Origin of the sequence: Geminocystis sp. M7585_C2015_104 (assembly GCA_015295805.1) — a bacterium.
Lineage (GTDB): Bacteria > Cyanobacteriota > Cyanobacteriia > Cyanobacteriales > Cyanobacteriaceae > DVEF01.
Map to the genome: position 1 here is coordinate 1 of DVEF01000096.1, position 22,338 is coordinate 22,338.

16 protein-coding genes are annotated in these 22,338 nt (G+C 47.6%); 13 read left to right on the forward strand and 3 right to left on the reverse strand.

All coding sequences use genetic code 11. The annotated features are described in order from the left end of the window. Positions 1-25: 25 nt before the first annotated feature. The 3 genes from rpoB (at position 26) to hypB (ending at position 8,281) form a co-directional block, all read left to right on the forward strand. Positions 26-3,325, forward strand: a complete 3,300-nt coding sequence (rpoB, locus tag IGQ44_11705) for a DNA-directed RNA polymerase subunit beta (GenBank protein HIK38640.1) — start codon at positions 26-28, stop codon at positions 3,323-3,325. Positions 3,326-3,389: 64 nt separating this feature from the next. Further along, the gene (locus tag IGQ44_11710; GenBank protein HIK38641.1) at positions 3,390-7,223 is read left to right on the forward strand and encodes a DNA-directed RNA polymerase subunit beta'; all 3,834 of its coding nucleotides are present in this window, start codon (positions 3,390-3,392) and stop codon (positions 7,221-7,223) included. A gap of 314 nt (positions 7,224-7,537) precedes the next feature. Then, a complete protein-coding gene (gene hypB / locus IGQ44_11715) occupies positions 7,538-8,281 on the forward strand; it encodes a hydrogenase nickel incorporation protein HypB (GenBank protein ID HIK38642.1) in 744 nt (247 codons plus the stop codon). 13 nt (positions 8,282-8,294) lie between these two features. On the opposite strand, the gene IGQ44_11720 is transcribed toward hypB, so the two are convergent. Beyond that, the gene (locus tag IGQ44_11720) at positions 8,295-10,466 is read right to left on the reverse strand and encodes a hypothetical protein (GenBank protein HIK38643.1); all 2,172 of its coding nucleotides are present in this window, start codon (positions 10,464-10,466) and stop codon (positions 8,295-8,297) included. Positions 10,467-10,828: 362 nt separating this feature from the next. Here IGQ44_11720 and IGQ44_11725 point away from each other — a divergent pair, with 362 nt between their 5' ends. The 5 genes from IGQ44_11725 to rimK all read left to right on the forward strand — a co-directional run bounded on the left by IGQ44_11725 (position 10,829) and on the right by rimK (position 17,140). Beyond that, positions 10,829-12,235, forward strand: coding sequence for a form I ribulose bisphosphate carboxylase large subunit (locus IGQ44_11725; protein ID HIK38644.1), 1,407 nt, complete (start codon positions 10,829-10,831; stop codon positions 12,233-12,235). A gap of 104 nt (positions 12,236-12,339) precedes the next feature. Then, on the forward strand, positions 12,340-12,744 hold the full coding sequence (locus tag IGQ44_11730; GenBank protein ID HIK38645.1) for a chaperonin family protein RbcX: 405 nt from the start codon (positions 12,340-12,342) through the stop codon (positions 12,742-12,744). A gap of 4 nt (positions 12,745-12,748) precedes the next feature. Continuing rightward, on the forward strand, positions 12,749-13,084 hold the full coding sequence (locus IGQ44_11735) for a ribulose bisphosphate carboxylase small subunit (protein HIK38646.1): 336 nt from the start codon (positions 12,749-12,751) through the stop codon (positions 13,082-13,084). A 131-nt stretch (positions 13,085-13,215) separates the two neighbouring features. Further along, entirely contained in the window at positions 13,216-16,179 is a 2,964-nt protein-coding gene (locus tag IGQ44_11740) for a CHAT domain-containing protein (protein HIK38647.1), read from the forward strand. Positions 16,180-16,231: 52 nt separating this feature from the next. Then, positions 16,232-17,140: a 30S ribosomal protein S6--L-glutamate ligase gene (gene rimK / locus IGQ44_11745; protein HIK38648.1), complete on the forward strand. Its 909-nt coding sequence runs from the start codon at positions 16,232-16,234 to the stop codon at positions 17,138-17,140. A gap of 197 nt (positions 17,141-17,337) precedes the next feature. Here rimK and IGQ44_11750 read toward each other — a convergent pair whose 3' ends face one another. Together IGQ44_11750 and IGQ44_11755 are read right to left on the reverse strand one after the other, a co-directional pair. Next, entirely contained in the window at positions 17,338-17,508 is a 171-nt protein-coding gene (locus tag IGQ44_11750) for a hypothetical protein (protein ID HIK38649.1), read from the reverse strand. A gap of 200 nt (positions 17,509-17,708) precedes the next feature. Further along, complete coding sequence (locus tag IGQ44_11755; GenBank protein ID HIK38650.1) at positions 17,709-19,349, reverse strand: 2-isopropylmalate synthase; 1,641 nt, start codon at positions 19,347-19,349, stop codon at positions 17,709-17,711. A gap of 370 nt (positions 19,350-19,719) precedes the next feature. On the opposite strand from IGQ44_11755, the gene gmk reads away from it, so the two are divergent. From gmk to IGQ44_11780, 5 genes are all read left to right on the forward strand, one after another. Then, entirely contained in the window at positions 19,720-20,307 is a 588-nt protein-coding gene (gene gmk / locus IGQ44_11760) for a guanylate kinase (protein HIK38651.1), read from the forward strand. Positions 20,308-20,379: 72 nt separating this feature from the next. After that, positions 20,380-20,631 carry an NAD(P)H-quinone oxidoreductase subunit L gene (gene ndhL / locus IGQ44_11765; GenBank protein HIK38652.1) on the forward strand — a complete coding sequence of 84 codons (252 nt, stop codon included), beginning with the start codon at positions 20,380-20,382 and terminating at the stop codon, positions 20,629-20,631. 13 nt (positions 20,632-20,644) lie between these two features. Then, a complete protein-coding gene (locus tag IGQ44_11770; protein HIK38653.1) occupies positions 20,645-20,941 on the forward strand; it encodes a DUF3007 family protein in 297 nt (98 codons plus the stop codon). Between the two features lie 119 nt (positions 20,942-21,060). Then, positions 21,061-21,855, forward strand: a complete 795-nt coding sequence (gene trpA / locus IGQ44_11775) for a tryptophan synthase subunit alpha (GenBank protein ID HIK38654.1) — start codon at positions 21,061-21,063, stop codon at positions 21,853-21,855. An 87-nt stretch (positions 21,856-21,942) separates the two neighbouring features. Next, positions 21,943-22,263 carry a hypothetical protein gene (locus IGQ44_11780; GenBank protein HIK38655.1) on the forward strand — a complete coding sequence of 107 codons (321 nt, stop codon included), beginning with the start codon at positions 21,943-21,945 and terminating at the stop codon, positions 22,261-22,263. Positions 22,264-22,338 lie beyond the last annotated feature (75 nt).

The window sequence follows — 22,338 nt, forward strand, 5'->3', positions numbered from 1 at the left end:
GCACCATACCATTGACCACCAACCTATGAGAACCCACGAACTGTTACCCGATCTGATCGAAATCCAACGCTCCAGCTATAAATGGTTTCTGGAGCGAGGTCTCATTGAAGAACTAAACAGTTTCAGCCCCATAACCGACTATGCGGGCAAGTTGGAACTCCACTTCATAGGAGAGAAATACCGTCTAAAAGAGCCCAAGTACGACCTGGAAGAGGCTAAAAGAAGGGATGCCACTTATTCGGTACAGATGTATGTACCGACAATACTGTTAAACAAGGAAACGGGCGAAAGGAAAGAGCAAGAGGTATTTATAGGCGATCTGCCCCTGATGACAGACAGGGGCACCTTCCTCATCAACGGTGCGGAAAGGGTAATTGTCAATCAGATTGTGCGTTCGCCAGGGGTATATTTCAAGTCAGAGGTTGATAAAAACGGCAAAAAAACCTACTCCGCTTCCATTATCCCAAACCGAGGGGCATGGTTGAAGTTTGAGACTGACAAAAATGGCATTGTCTGGGTCAGAATCGACAAAACCCGCAAAATCTCGGCTCAGGTACTGTTAAAGGCCATCGGGCTGACGGACAAGGAAATTTTTGACCGACTGCGCCACCCGGACTTCTACCACCGAACCATCGAAAAAGAGGGGAACTTCACCACCGATGAGGCCTTGATGGAATTATACAAAAAACTCCGTCCGGGAGAACCCCCTACCGTCAGTGGTGGTCAGTCCCTACTGGAAAGCCGCTTCTTTGACCCCAAACGCTACGACTTGGGGAAGGTAGGACGTTATAAAATCAACAAAAAGCTACGCCTTACCATCCCAGAAAACGTCCGCACCCTCACCGTGGACGACATAATCGCCGTGGTGGACTACCTGATCAACCTAGAATTCGACATTGGGAGTGTGGACGATATAGACCACCTGGGCAACCGCAGGATCAGAAGTGTGGGGGAACTGTTACAAAACCAGGTGAGGATAGGCCTTTCTCGTCTGGAAAGAATCATCAGGGAAAGAATGACAGTAGGAGATCCCAATACCCTCACCCCGGCCGCCCTAGTTAACCCTAAACCCCTGGTGGCTGCCATTAAGGAATTCTTCGGCTCCTCCCAACTGTCCCAGTTCATGGATCAGACCAATCCCCTGGCAGAATTAACCCACAAACGTCGTATTTCTGCCCTGGGGCCAGGAGGACTCAGTCGTGATCGGGCCGGCTTTGCCGTAAGAGATATTCACCCCAGTCACTACGGCCGCATTTGCCCCATCGAAACCCCTGAGGGTCCCAACGCCGGTCTCATCGGCTCCCTTGCTACCTATGCCCGGGTAAACGAGTACGGATTTATAACTACGCCGTATTACAAGGTAGAGAATGGGAGAGTACGTTGGGATCTGCCTCCCGAATACCTCACAGCCGACGAAGAAGACGACAAGAGAATAGCCGCCCCGGATGTGGCCACCGACGAACAAGGGAATATTCTGGGAGAAACAGTACCTATCCGCTACCGTCAGGAGTTTTCCACCACCACCCCAGACCAGGTGGACTACATAGCCGTCTCCCCAGTGCAAATTGTATCCGTGGCCACATCCCTCATCCCCTTCCTAGAACACGATGACGCTAACCGCGCCCTCATGGGCTCCAATATGCAAAGACAGGCGGTGCCACTGTTACGCCCCTCTCGTCCCCTTGTGGGGACAGGCTTGGAAGCCCAGGCGGCACGGGACTCCGGTATGGTGGTGGTATCTCGCCATCACGGCAAGGTCACCTATGTGGATGCCAAAACCATAAAAGTAAAAACTAAGGACGGACAGGAAATCGTCTACAACCTCCAGAAATACGAGCGTTCTAACCAGGATACCTGTCTGAACCAAAAACCAATAGTAGACGAAGGGGAAGAGGTAGTCCCCGGTCAGGTATTAGCCGATGGCGCCGCCACGGAGGGAGGAGAACTGGCCCTGGGACAAAACGTCCTCATCGCCTACATGCCCTGGGAAGGCTACAACTATGAAGATGCTATCCTCATCAGTGAAAGACTAGTTCAGGAAGACGTATATACTAGCATACACATAGAAAAATATGAGATAGAAGCCCGTCAGACAAAGTTAGGGCCAGAAGAAATCACCCGCGAAATACCTAATGTGGGAGAGGAGGCCCTGGCTAACCTGGATGAGAATGGAATTATCAGGGTCGGCGCCTGGGTGGAAGCCGGAGACATTCTGGTGGGGAAGGTAACTCCTAAAGGAGAGTCTGAACAACCCCCGGAAGAAAAACTACTGCGTGCTATATTTGGGGAAAAAGCCAGAGACGTACGAGACAACTCCCTGCGTCTGCCAAACGGGGAAAGAGGACGGGTCATCTATGTCCGTGTCTTCACCCGCGAACAGGGAGACGAACTTCCTCCAGGCGCGAACATGGTTGTAAGAGTATATGTGGCACAGAAGAGAAAGATCCAGGTGGGGGATAAAATGGCGGGAAGACACGGCAACAAGGGAATTATCTCCCGCATCCTACCCCGGGAAGATATGCCCTACCTGCCTGATGGGACGCCAGTGGACATAGTACTCAACCCCCTAGGGGTGCCCTCCCGGATGAATGTGGGACAGGTGTATGAGTGTCTGATGGGATGGGCGGCCGAACACCTGGGTTGTCGTTTCAAGATAACCCCCTTCGACGAGATGTATGGGGAAGAGGCTTCCCGTCACACCGTCCATGCCCTTTTGAAGGAGGCCGCCGAAAAATCCGGCAAGGACTGGATTTTCAACCCCGACAATCCCGGTAAGATCCAGCTCTATGACGGCCGCACTGGTGAGCCCTTCGACCAACCGGTGACAGTGGGCAAGGCTTACATGCTCAAACTGGTACACTTGGTAGATGATAAAATCCACGCCCGCTCCACCGGCCCTTACTCCCTGGTAACTCAACAACCCCTGGGTGGTAAAGCCCAACAGGGGGGTCAAAGATTCGGGGAAATGGAAGTATGGGCGTTGGAGGCCTACGGGGCAGCCTATACCCTACAAGAGCTCTTAACCATTAAATCTGACGACATGCAGGGAAGGAATGAGGCCCTCAATGCTATCGTCAAGGGCCAGCCGATACCCCAACCTGGAACCCCCGAGTCCTTCAAGGTGTTATTGCGAGAACTTCAATCCCTGTGTCTGGACGTCTCTGTCCACAAGGTGGTGGAACGAGAGGATAAAAGTGTTGAAGATATTGAGGTGGACCTAATGGAGTCCGACCATCGTTCCTCGCCAAGACGTCCCACCTACAAAGAAGAATACAACCTCGTCAGTCTGGGACAGGAAGATTACGATGAGGACGACGAGGAATAGTAACAGATGCCCCTTGCCCCCTTTTAACACCTCAGTCCTATATACCATACCCATTTAGCAGGCCATGAAGTCCAAAAATCCTAAACCCGTCTTCTACAACAAGGTAATTGATAAAGGCTCCCTGAAAAAACTCATCGCTACCACCTACAGCGAATACGGTGCCGCCCGGTGCGCCTATATGTGCGACTTTTTGAAAACCATGGGCTTCCACTACGCCACCCAGGCGGCCGTCTCCATCAGCATTGAAGACCTTAAAGTCCCCCCTCAGAAAAAGGCTCTCCTAGCGGCAGCGGAAAAAACTATAAAGGAAACAACAGAGCGCTACGTGAACGGGGAAATCACCGAGGTGGAACGTTTCCAAAAGGTAATTGACACTTGGAATGACACCTCCGAAGCCCTTAAGGACGAGGTAGTACGCTATTTCCAAGAAACAGACCCCCTCAATTCCGTTTACATGATGGCCTTCTCCGGCGCCCGCGGTAACATCAGCCAGGTGCGTCAGTTGGTGGGAATGCGGGGCTTAATGGCTGACCCCCAAGGGGAAATCATCGACCTGCCCATCAAGACCAATTTCCGGGAAGGCCTCACGGTTACCGAGTACATCATCTCCTCCTATGGGGCTCGTAAAGGGCTAGTAGACACCGCCCTTCGCACAGCAGACTCCGGTTATCTCACACGCCGTCTAGTAGACGTAGCTCAGGACGTCATTGTCCGGGAGACAGACTGTGGCACCACCAGGGGCATTTATCTCACTGCCATCAAAGACGGCGATCGCGTTCTGTTGCCACTGGCCGACCGTCTCTTCGGCCGCGTCCTAGCAGAGGATATTGTTGACCCCAACACCGGCGAACTCATTGCCCCCCGCAACACTGTGATGGACGAAAAATTGGCTAAGAAAATAGCCTCCCTCACAGACGGGGTAAAAGTTCGTTCCCCCCTCACCTGTGAAAGCTCCCGCTCTGTGTGTCAAAAGTGCTACGGATGGTCCCTGGCTCACTGTGAATGGGTAAACCTAGGAGAGGCCATCGGCATCATCGCCGCCCAATCCATAGGCGAACCGGGCACCCAGTTGACCATGCGCACCTTCCACACCGGTGGTGTCTTTACCGGAGAAGTAGCTCGTCGTATTACAAGTCCAGTGGCAGGAGAAGTTAAATTCCCCAGACGCGTAAAACTCAGAGAAACCCGAACCCGTCACGGGGAACAAAAAATGCAACTGGAAACTGCCTGTGAGATCACCGTCGGCAGCGAGAAGGTATCCCTCCCAGCCGGCAGTCTTTTGGCTGTAAAGGCCGGGGATATCGTCAAGGAAAATGACCTGTTGGCGGAGGTAATGCCTCCCAAGAGTCGTTCCACGGAAAAAGCAACTAAAGACGTAGTTTCTGACCTGTCTGGCGAGATTCTGTTCGACAATATCTCCCCTGAAAGCAAAACCGACAAGCAAGGTAATACCACTACTACCGCCACCCGCAATGGCCTAATCTGGATCGTTTCTGGGCAAGTATACAACCTGCCACCTGGGGCCGAACCGGCAGTAAGGAATGGCCAAAAGGTAAAACGAGGGGATGTTTTGGCACAAACCCTCTTCAAAACCAAAAGTGGCGGCGTCTGTCGCGGCGTCTCCTCCTGGCAACAAGATGGGGAAATAGAAGTCGTCACCGCCTCCGTCACTCTCGATCAGGCAGATGTATACCTGGAACAACACGGAAATCAACAACAATACGTCATTCACACCCAGCGAGGAGATCGTTTCGCCCTCAAGGTATTACAAGGCACCAAGGTATACAACAACCAGGTGGTAGCCGAACTCATCGATGATACCTACGTTACCGAAACCGGGGGCATCATCCGTTATGCCGGCCTGGAAACCGGAAGGGGCAACAAAAAACAAGGTTATGAAGTCCTAAAAGAGGGCACTATAATCTGGATTCCCGAAGAATGCCATGAGGTGAATAAAGACATCTCCCTCCTGCTGGTAGAAGATGGACAATATGTAGAAGCCGGCACCGAAATTGTAAAAGATATATACTGTCAGTCCAGCGGTGTAGTAGAGGTTATCCAGAAAAATGACATCCTCCGGGAGGTAATCATCAAGCCCGGGAAATTATACTTAGACCTGGACCCCGATTATGTGGCTCATATTGAAGAAGACTCTATCCTACCCCCAGGCACTCAAATCAGTGCCGATGTTGTAACAGAAGAAGAATACTTTGCCCAGTTTGTAGACACCCCCGAAGGAGTAGGTTTGTTACTCCGTCCCATTAAACAATACTACGTCGTCAACCGCACCAAGTCCCCCTCCCAAGAGTCCTTCAATACCCAAGGAGCCTCCATAAACCTCCGTCCAGTACTTAAAATCTTCTACAAGGACGGTGAAAGAGTCAAAAGCGTAGACGGAGTCCAACTGGTTAGCACCCAGCTGGTGTTGGAAGCCAGTGAGGGGATGAGTGCAGACATAGAGCTAATACCCCAAGAAGATAAAGAAAACTGCTATCGTCTTCAAATCGTCGTTCTGGAATCTATTATCCTCCGTCGCGAATTAGAATCCGAACCTAATATCATTACCCGAGTCTTGGTAAAAGACGGCCAGCAAGTACCTCCTGGAGCAACCATCGGTATTACCGAACTGCTGTGTCAAGAAGACGGTATTGTCCAGGGAGTAAGGGAAGGACAGGAATCCATCCGTCGAATTCTAGTAGTCCGCAGTTCTGACCTGTATACACTGGAAACAGAGGAAAAACCCTCTTGTAAAGAAGGTCAGTTTTTGAAAAAAGGAGACCTCATTGCTCCCGGCGTACCAGTACCCGAACCAGGAAGAGTACTCAAGATAGAAGGGAACAAATTTGTATTACGACGTTCTCGTCCCTATCGCATATCTGCGGGCGCCATACTACACGTAACTCAAGGGGAACTGGTACAACGAGGCGAAGTCCTGGCATCCCTCGTGTTCGAGCGGGCAAAAACCGGTGACATCGTTCAAGGTTTGCCCAGAATTGAGGAGTTGTTGGAGGCCAGGAAGCCAAAAGAACCAGCTATAATAGCCCGTCGTGGGGGAATCTGTAAAATAGAATACCGGGATGAAGACCCCATCTGCATCAAGGTAATAGAGGATGACGGTGCCATCGCCGAATACCCCCTCACTCAGAATCAAAATGTCATCGTCAGTGACAACCAACGGGTGGAAGTGGGACAATCTCTGACCGATGGTATCCCTAACCCCCACGAACTGCTTGATGTTTACTTCTCCTACTATCTAGAAGAAAAAAACATGAGCATGTATGAGGCTACCCTGGCTGCCTGGGAAAAAGTCCAGTTGTTTATAGTTAACCAAGTGCAGTCGGTGTACCTCTCCCAGGGCATCGAAATTGCCGACAAACACATCGAGGTTATCGTAAGACAGATGACTACCAAAGTACGGGTGGATGACGGGGGTGATACCACTCGTCTACCCGGCGAGCTGGTAGAATTGCGTCAGGTGGAGAAAGACAACGAAAACATAGCCCTCATAGGTGGTGCCCCTATTCAGTATACCCCCATAGTAATGGGTATTACTAAGGCCAGCCTAAACACCGACAGCTTTATCTCCGCCGCAAGCTTCCAAGAAACTACAAGGGTACTGACGGAGGCCGCCATTGAAGGCAAGAGCGACTGGTTGAGGGGATTGAAAGAAAATGTGATTATAGGGCGTCTTATCCCTGCTGGCACTGGCTTTAATGCCTATTTGCGCCCCGACAATGACGCCAATGACAAGGGAGCGACACGCACCAATGGTTCCCTTGTGGGCGGCAGTCTACCAGAGTCATCTGCCCCCCCTGCCAATACCCCTCAAACAGAAGTAGACGACGTGCTGATCGACGATCAAACTGCCCGTCAGTTCGCCAGCGAGGAGGAAATCTAACGCCCTAACTTATACCCCGGGGGTATGTTGTTGTCCACATGCCCCTTTTTTTTTATTAATTTTTCTGTTTACTTGGTCTTTGGCCTTCCAGGCAAATAGCACAATTATCTTCTCTCTTTTCCTTTTGTGAATCCTCTTGGCTCCCTATACAATATGTCAAAATAATCTTCAACATTTTTTGTCTCTATTTTCATGGTTAGAACAATAGCAATATCCGGGGAAAAGGGTAAATATTAAGATTTTTGGAAACACCGTGTACCCCTGGGGAAGGCGGGTTACAATGACGGTGTAGTGTTATATTTTTCTGTCAAACTATGTGTACAGATTGCGGCTGCAGTGTCACTCCCCAAGAAGTATCTATCAACAACCAACCAGTAGGAGGAAACAACAGCCATACCCTCCATATCCACCAGTCAATTCTGGCTAAAAACAATCACATTGCCCATCACAACCGGGAATTCTTCAGGGAAAAAAACATATACGTTGTAAACATTCTCTCCTCCCCAGGCGCCGGCAAAACCACTTTTATTCAGAGAATGCTTACCGATTTGAAAAATACCTATAAAACAGCAGTAATTGTCGGCGATTTGGCTACCGATAATGATTCTAAAAAAATAGCACAGGTAACAAACCAAGTGGTACAAATTAACACGGGTGATGTCTGTCACCTAGAAGCCGACATGGTAAGAAAAGCCCTGAAAAATCTCAACCTGGATCACTGTCAGCTATTAATCATTGAAAATGTGGGAAATTTGGTTTGTCCATCCGCCTATGATTTGGGGGAAAATGAGAGAATCGCTATTCTATCTGTCACCGAGGGAGAAGACAAACCCTTAAAATACCCTACCCTCTTCAAGACGGCAAGTGTGGTTATTATCAATAAAATAGACATTGCTCAGGTGGTAGAATTTGACCATCAACTGGCTGTCAACAATATAAAAACCATTGCCCCTCAAGCTGAAATATTTATGGTTTCCGCCCGCACCGGCGAAGGCATGCAACAATGGTATAAACACCTCCAGGAAAAAATACAGTCTGCTGTGGCAGCAGCAGTTTAATTCCAGGAGAAACTCATAGGCCTTCCCCCTGGGAAATTTCTTGGATTTTTTCTAACAGTAAAACCCAGTGTTTCTCCTCTGGACTAAACTTATTTTCTTTAAGAGAATCTTCTAACCATTTTTTGTCTTCCTCCGTCATCAAACGGGGAGAAAGATAACAAAGTCGGGATAAATCCCATCCCCAAATCGCTACTTTGCCATCCCCACCAGCGGTAATCAAATTGCGTCCATCCGCAGTGAATTTAATAACCGTAATATGGGATTGGTGGACATCAAGGGTGTTGATATTTTCCCCAGTCTCTAAATTCCAAAGTTGCACAATGCCGTCAACGCCGCCAGTGGCCAAAAGACGCCCATCTGGACTGATGTCCAAACAGAAAACACTATCCGAATGCCCCTCCAAAGAAAACTTCACGGTATTGTCGGCAACATTCCACACCTTGACAGTACCATCACTACTGCCAGAAACCAGGGTTTTACCATCAGGGGTGATGCCAAGACACCAAACAGGGCCAAAATGTTCCTCCAAAGTGGCGATTTCCTCACCCTCCGTTAGGGACCATAGCTTGATGGTACAATCCTGACTAGCAGAGGCCAAAATTTGACTGTCTGGGGTGACGGCTAAATCCCATACCCCGTCTTCGTGTCCAAAAAGATTATACAGGTGGTCCCCCTCGGGTAAACGCCAAACACGAATACTATTGTCTCTCTTGCCCCCACAGGCAATCAACAGGGTGTCATCCGGGGATATAATTACCCTTTGCACCTCCCGCGAAAAACCCCTTAAACTCTTAAATAATCTTGCTTGAGGATACTGCCACAGACGCACCTCTTGGTAACTGGCACTAGCTATCAGCTTAGCACTTTTAGTCATGGCTAAGGACCAAACAGAGGCGACATTGGCAGAAAGACGAGTTATTAGATTGCCCTCTGGCAGACGCCAAAGAGACACGGTTTTGTCTCTACTCCCCGCCGCTAGAATTGTACCATCTTGGTTTAGACACAGACTGGTAACGGGTTTTAAATGCCCTTTAAGGGTTTTGTTGAGTTTACCAGAGTTCAAGTCCCAAATATGTATTAATTCCCCGGAAGTAGTAATTACACTCTGACCATCAGGGGTAACCACAATCGCCTCTACCGCCTGGGAATGACCTTCTAAAACGTGGAGACATCTAACTAAGTTCCCCTGAGGAGGGGTATTTGTTTTGATATTCCCTAAAATCTCACTGAATTCGGCTATTTTCTGTTTCAGATAATCATCTTTGATGGACAAACGCTTAGTTTCCAGTTTCTTGATGATGGGGATGCCATAAACTGGGGGCGCAAAAGAAAGCATCTGCCACAACGTCTCCCATTCCTTGCCCCGGGAAAGGGTTTGAATGATGGCCTGCCACTGGTTTGCAGTCAGCAACCCAACTCTTTTCCCCTTCTTGCCACCTAATACCGTCCAAACCCATTCTACTCTGCCCAGAGATGCCCCATGTTGGTCAATTCTTTGTCTCAGCTGTGGCGAAGCCTTTTGATATAACTGAGCCATCAACTCCGATTCTGGATCTATTTGCCGATAAAGCTCCCACTGTTGGGTAAAATAACAAAAAAGAGCCGCCTGTGGCGCTTCGGAAGGGATATAGCCACACTCCTTGGCAATTTCTAGGGCGGCAGTGTTGTTTTCCTCACTGGCAAGACGACAAATCTCCCCCTGCAACTCCACCGTGGCCAGGGAAGACAACCACTCCCTGGCAGTGTTTTTAAGAGATATGTCCGTCTCCTGACTGTAAATTTCCAGCAAAGGGGAAATAACAACCTTGCCCTTTTCCTCCAAAATCCCTTTCCATCCCACATTGAGGGCAGTCAAAACCCTTAGTTTTAAGGGATAGGACGCAACCCAACCCTTCAGTTTTAGAATCTTTGCCAACTCCCCATCCCTCGTTTCTGCCCAAACACGACATACCACATCAATTAGTTCAGTATCCTGTATTTTAATTTGTCTGAGGTGATTTAACACCAGATTGCGAAAACCCTTATCTTCCGAAAAAAAACAATAAGCCCTAATTACCAATTCCAAGGCATCCGGATGGCGCGCCTCCAGTAACTCCCTTGCCGCCTTTTGCCGCAGCATGTCAGCCAAGAAAGGGGTTTGATTGTACAATTGTTCCTCCAGTCTCTTTAACCTACCCTCGTCCATCATAAAAACTCCCATCGGGGCTTGACAATAATTATATCGACAACCACAGGACAAACACTCTTCTCTCTCCCCACAAATGGCCGCAAACCCCAATTGTCCTCTCTGTCTCTACATATAAACTCACCTTATAAACACCATTGGCCAGGAGATTTGTCATAAATACCTATAGACAATCAGATTAGATAAGTTAATCAAAGTCAGAAAAAAAAATAATCTTAAATAGTTGTCCAAGAAAAGAGAAAATGATCCTCTTCATGCTAATATGGACCCTCGAAAGAAAAAACAGAAAAACCAACTTCCCTAAAAGGAGTTACTACAATAACCTATATAAGCATAATTGATATATAGGGAGGAATACAAAAATGGCACAAGTAGGATTTAAGGCCGGTGTGCAGGATTATCGTCTGACGTACTACACACCGGACTATACCCCCAAAGACACAGACCTGTTAGCGTGTTTCCGTGTAACCCCCCAGCCAGGAGTACCCCCAGAAGAAGCAGCCGCAGCAGTAGCAGCAGAGTCCTCCACCGGAACCTGGACCACCGTTTGGACTGACAACCTAACTGATTTGGAACGCTATAAGGGCCGTTGCTACAACATCGAACCAGTACCAGGGGAAGAAAATCAATACTTCGCCTTCGTAGCCTACCCCCTCGACCTGTTTGAAGAGGGCTCCGTCACCAACATGCTAACATCCCTGGTAGGGAACGTTTTCGGTTTCAAGGCCCTTCGAGCACTACGGCTGGAGGACATTCGTGTTCCAGTAGCCTTGGTAAAAACCTTCCAGGGACCTCCCCACGGAATTGTAGTAGAAAGGGACAAGCTGAATAAATACGGTCGTCCCCTGTTGGGTTGCACCATCAAACCCAAACTGGGGCTGTCTGCTAAAAACTATGGTCGCGCCGTATATGAGTGTCTCCGTGGTGGCCTAGACTTCACCAAAGACGACGAAAACATCAACTCCCAACCCTTCATGCGTTGGCGCGATCGCTTCCTGTTTGTCCAAGAAGCAGTGCAAAAAGCCCAAGCGGAAACCGGTGAAATCAAGGGACACTACCTAAATGTTACCGCCCCCACCTGTGAGGAAATGCTAAAGCGGGCCGAATTCGCCAAAGAGATAGGTGCCGTCATCATCATGCACGACTTCCTCACCGCCGGTTTCACCGCCAACACCACCCTGGCCAAGTGGTGTCGCGACAACGGCGTACTACTCCACATCCACCGGGCGATGCACGCCGTAATTGACCGTCAGAAAAATCATGGCATCCACTTCCGCGTATTGGCTAAGTGTCTCCGCCTCTCTGGTGGTGACCACCTCCACAGTGGTACTGTTGTAGGTAAGCTGGAAGGGGACCGCGCCGCTACCCTCGGCTTCATCGACCTCATGCGGGAGGACTATGTAGAAGAGGATCGTTCTCGTGGGATCTTCTTCACCCAGGACTATGCCTCCATGCCCGGTGTATTGCCTGTGGCCTCTGGTGGTATTCACGTATGGCACATGCCCATCCTGTTGGACATCTTCGGCGATGACGCCTGCTTCCAATTCGGTGGTGGAACACTGGGACACCCATGGGGTAACGCCCCTGGTGCAACCGCCAATCGTGTGGCCCTAGAAGCCTGTGTACAAGCCCGCAATGAAGGCCGCTCTCTCGCCCGGGAAGGCAATGAAATCATCAAAGAGGCCGCCCGTTGGTGCCCAGAATTGGCCGCTGCTTGCGAACTCTGGAAAGAAATCAAGTTCGAGTTTGAAACCGTTGACACCCTCTAAGTTTCAGTGGTAACAGCCCAAGGGAAGAGCTCTTGCTATAAACCAAAGGTTATAAATGGATTAAGAGAGTTCTCCCCTTTTCAGGGCTAAACCCCACTGGAAATATGTACTACAAAAACATTGCAAAGGATACGGCGCGGGTGCTACAAAGCTATCTCACCTACCAGGCTGTTAAAATAATCATCAGTCAACTCAGTGAGACTAACCCCCAGCAGGCTATGTGGCTAAGTCAGTACAGTGATCGGACTAAAGTCCAAGACGGGGAAAGCTATCTTAGCCAGCTGTTGGGGGAAAACAAGGAGCTGGTGTTACGGATTTTAACAGTCAGGGAGGATATAGCTAATCATATCCTGGAGTTCTTGCCAGAAATGGTCAAAACCAACATCCTTCAGTCCAATATTGAACACCGTCGCCGTCTCCTGGAAAGTCTAACTCAGGTCTCCCCTAATGACAGTCAACAGTTTCATCCAGAAATAGACTCTAAACCGTTAGACAATAAGGAAGAATAGGCATATGCAAACTCTACCAAAAGAACGTCATTACGAAACCCTCTCCTACCTACCTCCCATGACTGACCAACAGATTCTCAAACAAATACAATATCTGTTGGATCAGGGTTACATTCCCGCTATAGAATTTGAAAAGGATCCTACCCCCACCGATCACCACTGGACTTTGTGGAAACTGCCTCTGTTTAATGCTAAAACCCCTCAAGAGGTATTAAACGAAGTCCGTGAGTGCAAAGCCCAATACCCGGATCATTATATCCGCGTTATTGGCTTTGACAACATCAAACAGTGTCAAACCCTCAGCTTTATCGTTTACAAGCCCAACGCCAGCCGTTTTTAATAATCTAAACAGCTCGTAACATCTCTCTCAGACTGGGGTAGCCTTGTGCTACCTTTTTATTTTTTCATAATTCAGCCGCCTCCCACTCCCCCATGCCACAATAGAAACAACAGATTGCTGACTCCCCTGTCATGTATCCCTGGATTTTCACCCTTGTCTTGGCTTTCTCTAGCACTTCCCCTACGCCCCCCAACCCCTATTCCTCCTCCCTCATATCCCAATACCCCTCAGATGTCCAACAATTGTACGACCAGGTGAATCTATTATACCACCGGGGAGAATATGCAAAAGCCATTGTCTTGGCAGAAGAGTTGTTGGCAAGGGTGAAGGAAAAATTTGGTCACCAGAGTATGGAAACGGCTATTGCTATCAACGTCATTGGACATCTCCAGGAGGAATTGGGTAATTATACCCAGGCAGAGGAATTGTTTCAACAATCCCTTACTATCCTCAGTAAAACAGTGGGAGAAAATCATCCCTACACCGCCACAGTCATTAACAATTTGGGATTGCTATACTCCTATCAAGGTAAGTACCCACAGGCAGAAGAATTGTTAATGAAATCCCTACAAATACGAATTCGCCTTAGGGGGGAAGAAGATGGTAGTGTGGCAGAGTCCCTCAACAATCTTGGTATGCTATACTACTACCAGGGTAGATATGACCAGGCAGAGTCTTTTTATCAAAGGGCGATAATAGTGGCCCGGAGGGCCTTTGGCGACAACCACCCTACCACTGCCACCCTCCTCAGCAATCTGGCTCAACTCTACACCACTGCCGGCAATTATATCAGGGCGGAGTCCCTCCTACAACAGTCCCTCTCCATCCGCCAAGAGGTTTTGGGAGATAAACATCCAGACACCGCCTACTCTCTCAACAATTTGGGCTTGTTATACTACCAGCAAGGCAACTATGCCGAAGCAGAAAAACTGTTTGCCAAAGCCTTATATATTTTCCAGGAAACGCTGGGGGAAAAAAATCCCATTGCCGCCACCGCCTTCAACAATCTAGCAGAATCCTATAGCCAACAGGGGAAAACAAATCAAGCCCTACCCCTTTATGAAAAATCCCTACAAATCAGACTGGAAATTCTAGGAGAGATACATCCTGATGTTGCCCAGTCTTACAACAATATAGCCGGAATTTATTTTGACAGCCATGATTATCAGCAAGCCGCCATTTTATACGCCAAAGCCCTAGAAATCCAAAAACAAACTGTAGGGGAAAAACATGCCGACACCATCCGAATTTTAATAAACCTGGCCGAATCTTTCCTTCGTTTAGGACAATACCAAACAGCAGAAACCCAATTCCAAAATGGCTTAAACCTGGCTAGAGAGGTTTTGGGGGATAAACACCCCATTTTGGCAGAATCCCTCTCGAGTTTGGCTTCCCTCTACTGGCTAACTAAAAAATATCCCCTGGCATTAGACTATCTCCAACAGACCACAGAAGTGGAAGAATACAATCTTAGTCAGTTTCTCTACTTCATCGGCGATGAATCCCGAAAACTCCTTTATCTTAACACCCTAAAAGGTACTACTAATGCAAGTATCTCCCTTCACCTAAATTACCTCCCAGACAATAAAAAAGCAGCAGAATTGGCTTTAACCACCATCCTCCGTCGCAAGGGAAGAGTCTTAGACGCCATGAGTGATATCATGGCTACTCTGCGTCAAAACAGTAACCCCCAAACAGAAGCCCTATTTGACAGTCTAGCCCAAAAGAAAAGTCTATTGGCCAGTCTTAGTCTTGGCAAAACTAACCTTCCTCCCCCCATATACCAACAAACCCTTCTTCGCCTGGAGGAGGAAATCCGTCAACTGGAAACACAACTGTCTGCCAAAAGTGCCCAGTATCGAACCCTGACTCAACCTATCGCCCTTGAAGCCGTCAGAGAAGCCCTCCCACAAGACACCGTTTTGGTAGAATACACCATCTATCACCCTCTTAATGTCAAAACCCTTGCCTTGGAAAAACCCCGTTATGCCGCCTACCTACTACATCCAGACGGCAATGTGCAGGGAATAGACTTGGCAGAAGCAGAGACAATAGACTCCCTTATAACTCAGTTTCGCCTCAATCTAGCCGCCGGGGAAGAGGGAGACTCTACAGTCTTAACCCAGTCTAGCCAACAACTATATCAACTACTGTTTCAACCCCTATTACCCTACCTACAAGACAAAAAAAACCTATTTATATCCCCCGATGGGCAGTTAAATTTAATCCCCTTTGCCGCCCTACAAGACAATAAGGGTAATTATCTCATAGAAGAGTACACCTTCAACTATCTTACCAGTGGCAGAGAGCTACTTAGAATCCAAAATCGTTTCCCCTCCGCCTCCCCCCCTGTGATTGTAGCCGCGCCAGACTACGACTCGGAATACAAGATAGATGTCAAAGTTATCAATAGAGGAGTTAGAAGAAACATCCAGTTAAGAAACCTCAGTTGTTGTACACCCCTGGAAGGCACTAAACAAGAAGCCCAAGCCATTATATCCCTTATCCCCGATTCTCAACTCTATGTGGGAGTCGAGGCGACTGTAGATAAACTTTTTACCCTCAGAGCTCCAAAGATACTACACATAGCTACCCATGGCTTTTTCCTACCTCCCCCCGCCGCCGCAACCCCTAACCTCATACCACTAAATCCTCGACAAAACCCCACGATTCAAGACAACCCCCTCTTGTTTTCCGGATTGGCTTTCGCCGGCTTCAACCCCAGTAAGGGGAAAACGGAAGGCGTTTTAACCGCTTTGGAAGCCACTAATTTGTACCTGTGGGGTACTCAATTAGTAGTATTGTCAGCCTGTCAAACGGGAGTGGGAGAGGTGCGTCAAGGGGAGGGAGTATATGGCTTAAGACGGGCACTAGTATTGGCAGGCGCGGAGAGTCAGTTAATCAGTCTTTGGGATGTTTTTGATGATGCCACCAGGGAGTTGATGGGTAAATACTATCTTCGACTCGCCAGAGGTGAAGAAAGAGTACAGGCCCTCCGTCAGGTACAATTAGAAATGCTAAACAGTAAACAATACCAGCATCCCGTCTTCTGGGCTGCCTTTATCCCCTCAGGAGACTGGCGTAGTCTCTACTGAGGGCAAGGGATAATTGTAGAATTAGGAGCTAAACACAGTAACTGCAGACTTTATGAAAATTGCCATCTTGTCTCAGGATAGTCACCTCTACTCCACCCGCAGACTCAAAGAGGCGGGAGAAAAAAGAGGGCATGAGATGAGAGTCATAAACTACCTGAGATGCTACATTAATATTGCTTCCGGCAAGCCTTCTATTGTCTACAAGGGGAAAGAATTAGAAAATTTTGATGCGGTTATCCCCCGCATAGCCGCATCTCGCACCTTCTACGGTTGTGCAGTGGTAAGACAGTTTGAAGTAATGGGGGTATTTAGTGCCAATGAATCCCAAGCTATTTCTCGCTCCAGGGACAAATTGCGTTGTATCCAGATTCTAGCTAAGGAGGGAATAGGCTTGCCAGTCACAGGTTTCGCTCACGACACCGAAGACATTGATGGTTTAATAAAAGCAGTGGGTGGCGCCCCTGTAGTCATCAAGTTATTAGAAGGCACTCAGGGTATCGGCGTAGTGCTGGCAGAAACCCATCAAGCCGCTAAATCTGTCATTCAGGCCTTTCGAGGCTTGAATGCTAATATCTTAGTACAAGAATACATTAAAGAGGCCCAAGGCACAGACATCCGTTGCTTTGTCATTGGCAACAAGGTGGTAGCCGCCATGAAAAGACAAAGTGCTGACGGCGAATTTCGCTCCAACCTCCACCGCGGCGGCAGGGCAGAAAAAGTCAAACTCACCCCCGAGGAAAGAATGACAGCTATACGCTCGGCCAAAGCCATGGGGCTGCGTATTGCTGGTGTGGATCTATTGCGTTCCAATCATGGCCCCGTAGTAATGGAAGTCAACTCCTCCCCCGGCTTAGAAGGCATCGAAAAGGCCACCCAAATCGACATCGCCGACAAGATCATCGAATTCATCGAAAAAAGCGTCCAAAACGGCAACACGAATGGCAGCCGTATTCAGTACTAGCACTGTCCTCCTACAATCCCCCATTTACCACTTCTATCTTGCCCCCTGCCTCCTTTGCTTTATCTTACTTAACTTATCTTATTTTTGACGGCAAAAGCCCATTATACTACTAACCTCATTGTATATTAGGTTTCTTGGATTGTCAACTTTGATAGAGGCAGAGTACACAAGTTGATAGTTTGAATAGGTTGAAAGTCCTAATGGCTAGACTGTCCGACGCCCGTTCCCCCTATTGCCCTTTTGATTAGCCCCAGGAGAAAACTGAAAGTCAATAATAGTCCCCTTTCTGAGTGCAATCCCCTCGTTTGTCCTGGCCAACCCCATATCTCCAACCACTCCAATAATTCGTCTGCTGGCCCAAATAACATACCATATCCATATGGAGGGTGTACGGAAACGCCTCCCCCACCGCTCCCCTGTTGAGGGTTTGACTAGCAGTGTTATCTGAGCTAAATTAGGGAATTCCCCCAGCAACGTTTGTATAGTTAGTGGTGTGTGAGAAAACCGCCTGTTGTCTTAAAAGGGAACCAGGGAGAGCCAATCCCCCTAGCCCCCGTTTACAATTTTACTAAGCAGGAGTCACTAAATTGACCTCCTGGGCAGTATTCTCACTGTCGTTGTTATTGTTGTTGCTCTGGTGACGCCCCACCGTAGCGGCATACAGGCGATTCAAGGCAGCTACGTAGGCCCGGGCAGAAGCCACGATAATGTCCGTATTAGCAGCATAGCCGGAATAGTTTTTCCCTTGGTGACGCAAACGCACAGTTACCTCCCCCATGGCGTCGATGCCGGCAGTCACAGATTTTACCGAATACTCCACTAACTCATTGGGAATATTTGCCACCTGACTTATAGCCTTGTACACCGCATCCACTGGCCCTGTACCTATAGCTACAGCTGTCACATCTTTTCCTTCAGGAGTCCTCACAGTAACTGTAGCAGTCGGTACTGCAGGTTCACCACAGGAGACCTGTACCAACTCCAGGCGGTATAATTCAGGGGGTTGCTGGATTTCGTCACTGACTATGGCTTCTAAATCCCAGTCAGTGATTTCCTTCTTCTTGTCTGCCAACTCTTTGAAGCGAATAAAAGCTTTGTTTAACTCCTCTTCCGATAACTCAAACCCCAATTCCTGAAGACGGGTGCGGAAGGCATTGCGTCCAGATAGTTTTCCTAGTACAATCTGATTAGAGGTCAAGCCAATGGACTCGGCCGACATGATCTCGTAGGTGAGACGGTTTTTCAACACCCCGTCTTGGTGAATGCCGGATTGATGGGCAAAGGCATTGGCTCCTACAATGGCCTTATTGGGTTGTACTACCATTCCCGTCAAACTAGACACCAGACGGGAGGTTTTATATATCTGTTTGGTGTCAATGTTAGTCAGAGGCTCAGTGGAGTCAGCAGGACGTCCCAAATAGGGGTTAAAATACTGACGGCGCACATGTAGAGCCATTACCAATTCTTCCAAAGCCGCATTGCCTGCCCTTTCCCCAATACCGTTAATAGTGCATTCTAACTGTCGGGCACCATTTTTGATAGCCTCCAAGAAGTTAGCCACTGCCAAGCCTAAGTCGTTGTGCCCGTGTACCGATATAATAGCCTTGTCAATATTACGCACATTTTCCTTGATTCCCTTGATTAGGGCTCCAAATTCGGAGGGCACAGTATAACCCACTGTATCAGGAATGTTAACAGTGGTAGCCCCAGCTTCTATTGCCAATTCTAACACTTCATAGAGGAATTCTGGGTCAGTGCGCCCGGCATCCTCCGCAGAAAACTCCACATCTGGTGTGAAGGTTTTAGCATAGGCCACCATCTCTGGTACTATTTCCAGTATCTCCTTCCTTGTCTTCTTCAATTTATACTGCAAGTGTATATCTGAAGTGGCTATAAAGGTATGAATCCGACTCTTACAGGCGGGTTTTAGGGCTTCGCCGGCACTTTTTATATCCTGTTTTGTAGCACGCGCCAGGGCACAGATTACGGGGCCATTTTCAGTGCCTACCACCTCTGCTATTTTTTGTACAGCGGCAAAATCCCCCCGACTGGCATGGGGAAACCCCGCCTCTATCACATCCACTCCTAGTTTGGCCAAAGCCTTGGCAATGGTTAATTTTTCCTCCACATTCAAACTAACTCCAGGGGATTGTTCTCCATCTCTCAAGGTGGTATCAAATATAATAATTCTGTCCGGTTGTTTTGTCATATTTCCCCTTCTAGTCCTATAAAAGCTCTATTCGCTGATTATAGTCGACTCCTTTCACATTTGGCCGGCGTTTTCCTATTTACCCACCAGGCGAGTTTAAAACTTTTGTATTTTTCCCGCAAAAGAATTATCTCATTATACCCACTTCAAACGTGACACTCACGAGGTGACAGTTAACTGCAATGGTATATTGATTGTGGGTGGACTGGTCCTATTTACAGACAAAAAGACCCACACCCCCTGTCATTATAACAAAAAGGCTAGACAAGGGTCATAGTTTTGCCCTGTCCTTGCGGTAAACTAATATATGTGGCTATCCTTCTGCCGGGTGGAAAGCCTGTCACCATAGCTTTTCTTTTGTCTTGTAGGGATGGATAACAATTCGGGGCAGTCTCAGGGAAAATTAGTGGTTATAACCGGGCCTAGTGGTGTAGGAAAAGGTACAATCATCAAGAGGCTATTAGCAAAACACCCCCATTTTTTCCTCTCCATTTCCGCCACCACTCGCAATCCCCGTCAGGGAGAAGTTAACGGCAGGGATTACTATTTCCTCTCCCGTCAGGAATTTGAAACACTCATCCGACAGTCCCAGTTCTTAGAGTGGGCAGAGTATAATGGCAACTATTATGGTACACCCTGTCAACCAGTAAAAGAACAAATTGCTAAAGGAAAGACTGTTATTCTGGAAATAGAGGTACAAGGAGCAAGACAGGTAAAAAAAACCTTCCCCTCCGCCGTTAGAATCTTTATTATGCCCCCATCCTTGGAAGAATTAGAAAGACGTTTACGGCAAAGGGGCACTGACAGTGAGGATTCCATCACAAAACGTTTACAACAGGCAAAAACCGAATTAGCAGCCAGTGGCGAATTCGACTACCAGATAGTCAATGCCCAATTGGAAGACACCATCAGCCAGATTGAGGCTATCATCCTTAAACATAGATATTCCCCCTGTTAACCCTACTTTTGGCCTTCTAAAAAAGACCTTAAAATAGTATCCTAGAAGAAGAACCATAGCTGCCCACTCATTATGAATAACCTTTTTAATCTAGAGATGCTTCCCTTAGAGACTGTAATCACTGCAGGCTTGTACATCCTCATCAGTCTCCTCTATCTGTTAATTGTGCCTGCCATCGTATACTCTTATCTCAACAGTAGATGGTATGTTGCCTCCTCCTTTGAGAGGGGTTTTATGTATTTTCTGGTGTTTTTCTTCTTCCCTGGCATGTTACTATTAGCCCCCTTCCTTAATTTTAGACCTCGTCGTCGTCAGTTAAACTAGAAAACACCACAATATGAAGAGGATTGATGCTATTTTAATCGCCCTTGGGGTTTTCCTTATTGGCGGTTTTGCCTATCTTCTTTTCCGATTTTTTGGTTTAGACTCCATCGACGCCGGGATATGGAGTCAGACAGTTTTGGTTTTAGGTTTAATTTGCTGGGTTATCACCTATATTGTTAGAGTTTTCACCAAAAATATGACTTATCACCGCCAAGTCAGAATGTATCAGGAGGCTTTCCTGGCAAAACAGCTAGAAAAAATGTCTCCCGAAGAGTTAGAAAAACTGATGACAGATGACAATCTTCAATAGCCGCTCTATCCCGAAAAGACCTTTTATTTCTTTGTCACTATTTGCTACAATTGGGTAGCTTTTTTTTTGAGTTGTATTCGAGAAGTAAATAAAATAATAGGGGGAAATTAAACAGAAAAATGACCTCGGTATCTCAGCGTTTTGCTAAAATAAGAGCAGAATCCAAATGTGCCCTAATTCCCTTCATAACGGCGGGAGATCCAGATTTACACACGACAAAAAAAGCCCTAAAAATACTCGCAGAAAATGGAGCAGACTTGATAGAATTGGGTTTACCTTACTCTGATCCCCTAGCCGATGGCCCAGTAATACAGGCAGCAGCCAACCGCGCGTTAAAACGAGGCACGCGTTTTCAGCATGTCTTGGAGTTAGTCTCAGAGGTGAATAAAGACATAGAGGCGCCCATTATACTATTTAGCTATTATAATCCAATTTTTCATCGAGGGGTGGAAAATTTTCTAGAATCCATCGCTCGGGTGGGTGTAAAAGGCTTGGTGGTGCCGGATTTGCCCCTGGAAGAGGCAGAGGAGTTCTTAAGTATAAGCCAGCAAAAGGGCATTGAGGTGACATTGTTGGTGGCCCCCACCACCCCCATGGAAAGAATTAAACGAATTGCCAGCAAATCCCAGGGGTTTATTTATCTGGTGAGTGTCACAGGGGTAACTGGAATGAGGGAGGAGGTGCAAGAAAGAGTTAGGGATTTGCTCGAGCGGCTAAAGTCTGTAACAGAGAAACCTATAGGTGTAGGCTTTGGTATTTCCAAGCCAGCACAAGCAGCGAAAATCAGGGAATGGGGTGCAGATGCTGTTATTGTAGGTAGTGCCTTTGTCAAAATTCTGGCACAAGAGCCTCCAGAAAAGAGCCTTGCGGCAGTTGCCCATTTATGTTCTAGTCTTAAAAAGGCACTTGTTTAATCCTCTCCCCCCCCCAAAATCAAGAGGCAAACAGTTATGATTTAGGTGACAGCCCCAAGCTTATCTATTCTAACCTACCCCAAACCCATGGATAGTAATACCAGTCAAACAACCCTCCAACAAGAAATAGAAAAACTAACCCAACAAATTTGGCAATTGGCTTACCAGTATAAGTATGATATTTTTGCCGTGCTTTTGGTGTTAAGAGAATTGGAAAAATTACACAGGAAAATCAGGGAAGAAATGTTTGAACCCTCATTACCAGACACCCGACATCAACTATATCTGTTATTAAAACACATTGATGAAGTGGGAGGTTGGCCCTATATCGAGCGAATGAAACTAAGGGAGATTTGCAAAAACATACTCAAAAAAGAAACTGAAAATGAGGGAGACAATCAGACATAGTTTTGGAAAGGCCGGGATTTTACACCCCTAGCTGTAGAATACAATGAAGGCCTGAACTGGTTAATTGACGGACGA

What these genes read in the sequence shown, in the direction of transcription:
- rpoB (HIK38640.1), top strand. Translation starts at nt 26, where the DNA reads ATGAGAACCCACGAACTGTTACCCGATCTGATCGAAATCCAACGCTCC.
- IGQ44_11710 (HIK38641.1), top strand. Translation starts at nt 3,390, where the DNA reads ATGAAGTCCAAAAATCCTAAACCCGTCTTCTACAACAAGGTAATTGAT.
- hypB (HIK38642.1), top strand. Translation starts at nt 7,538, where the DNA reads ATGTGTACAGATTGCGGCTGCAGTGTCACTCCCCAAGAAGTATCTATC.
- IGQ44_11720 (HIK38643.1), bottom strand. Translation starts at nt 10,466, where the DNA reads ATGGACGAGGGTAGGTTAAAGAGACTGGAGGAACAATTGTACAATCAA.
- IGQ44_11725 (HIK38644.1), top strand. Translation starts at nt 10,829, where the DNA reads ATGGCACAAGTAGGATTTAAGGCCGGTGTGCAGGATTATCGTCTGACG.
- IGQ44_11730 (HIK38645.1), top strand. Translation starts at nt 12,340, where the DNA reads ATGTACTACAAAAACATTGCAAAGGATACGGCGCGGGTGCTACAAAGC.
- IGQ44_11735 (HIK38646.1), top strand. Translation starts at nt 12,749, where the DNA reads ATGCAAACTCTACCAAAAGAACGTCATTACGAAACCCTCTCCTACCTA.
- IGQ44_11740 (HIK38647.1), top strand. Translation starts at nt 13,216, where the DNA reads ATGTATCCCTGGATTTTCACCCTTGTCTTGGCTTTCTCTAGCACTTCC.
- rimK (HIK38648.1), top strand. Translation starts at nt 16,232, where the DNA reads ATGAAAATTGCCATCTTGTCTCAGGATAGTCACCTCTACTCCACCCGC.
- IGQ44_11750 (HIK38649.1), bottom strand. Translation starts at nt 17,508, where the DNA reads ATGTTATTTGGGCCAGCAGACGAATTATTGGAGTGGTTGGAGATATGG.
- IGQ44_11755 (HIK38650.1), bottom strand. Translation starts at nt 19,349, where the DNA reads ATGACAAAACAACCGGACAGAATTATTATATTTGATACCACCTTGAGA.
- gmk (HIK38651.1), top strand. Translation starts at nt 19,720, where the DNA reads ATGGATAACAATTCGGGGCAGTCTCAGGGAAAATTAGTGGTTATAACC.
- ndhL (HIK38652.1), top strand. Translation starts at nt 20,380, where the DNA reads ATGAATAACCTTTTTAATCTAGAGATGCTTCCCTTAGAGACTGTAATC.
- IGQ44_11770 (HIK38653.1), top strand. Translation starts at nt 20,645, where the DNA reads ATGAAGAGGATTGATGCTATTTTAATCGCCCTTGGGGTTTTCCTTATT.
- trpA (HIK38654.1), top strand. Translation starts at nt 21,061, where the DNA reads ATGACCTCGGTATCTCAGCGTTTTGCTAAAATAAGAGCAGAATCCAAA.
- IGQ44_11780 (HIK38655.1), top strand. Translation starts at nt 21,943, where the DNA reads ATGGATAGTAATACCAGTCAAACAACCCTCCAACAAGAAATAGAAAAA.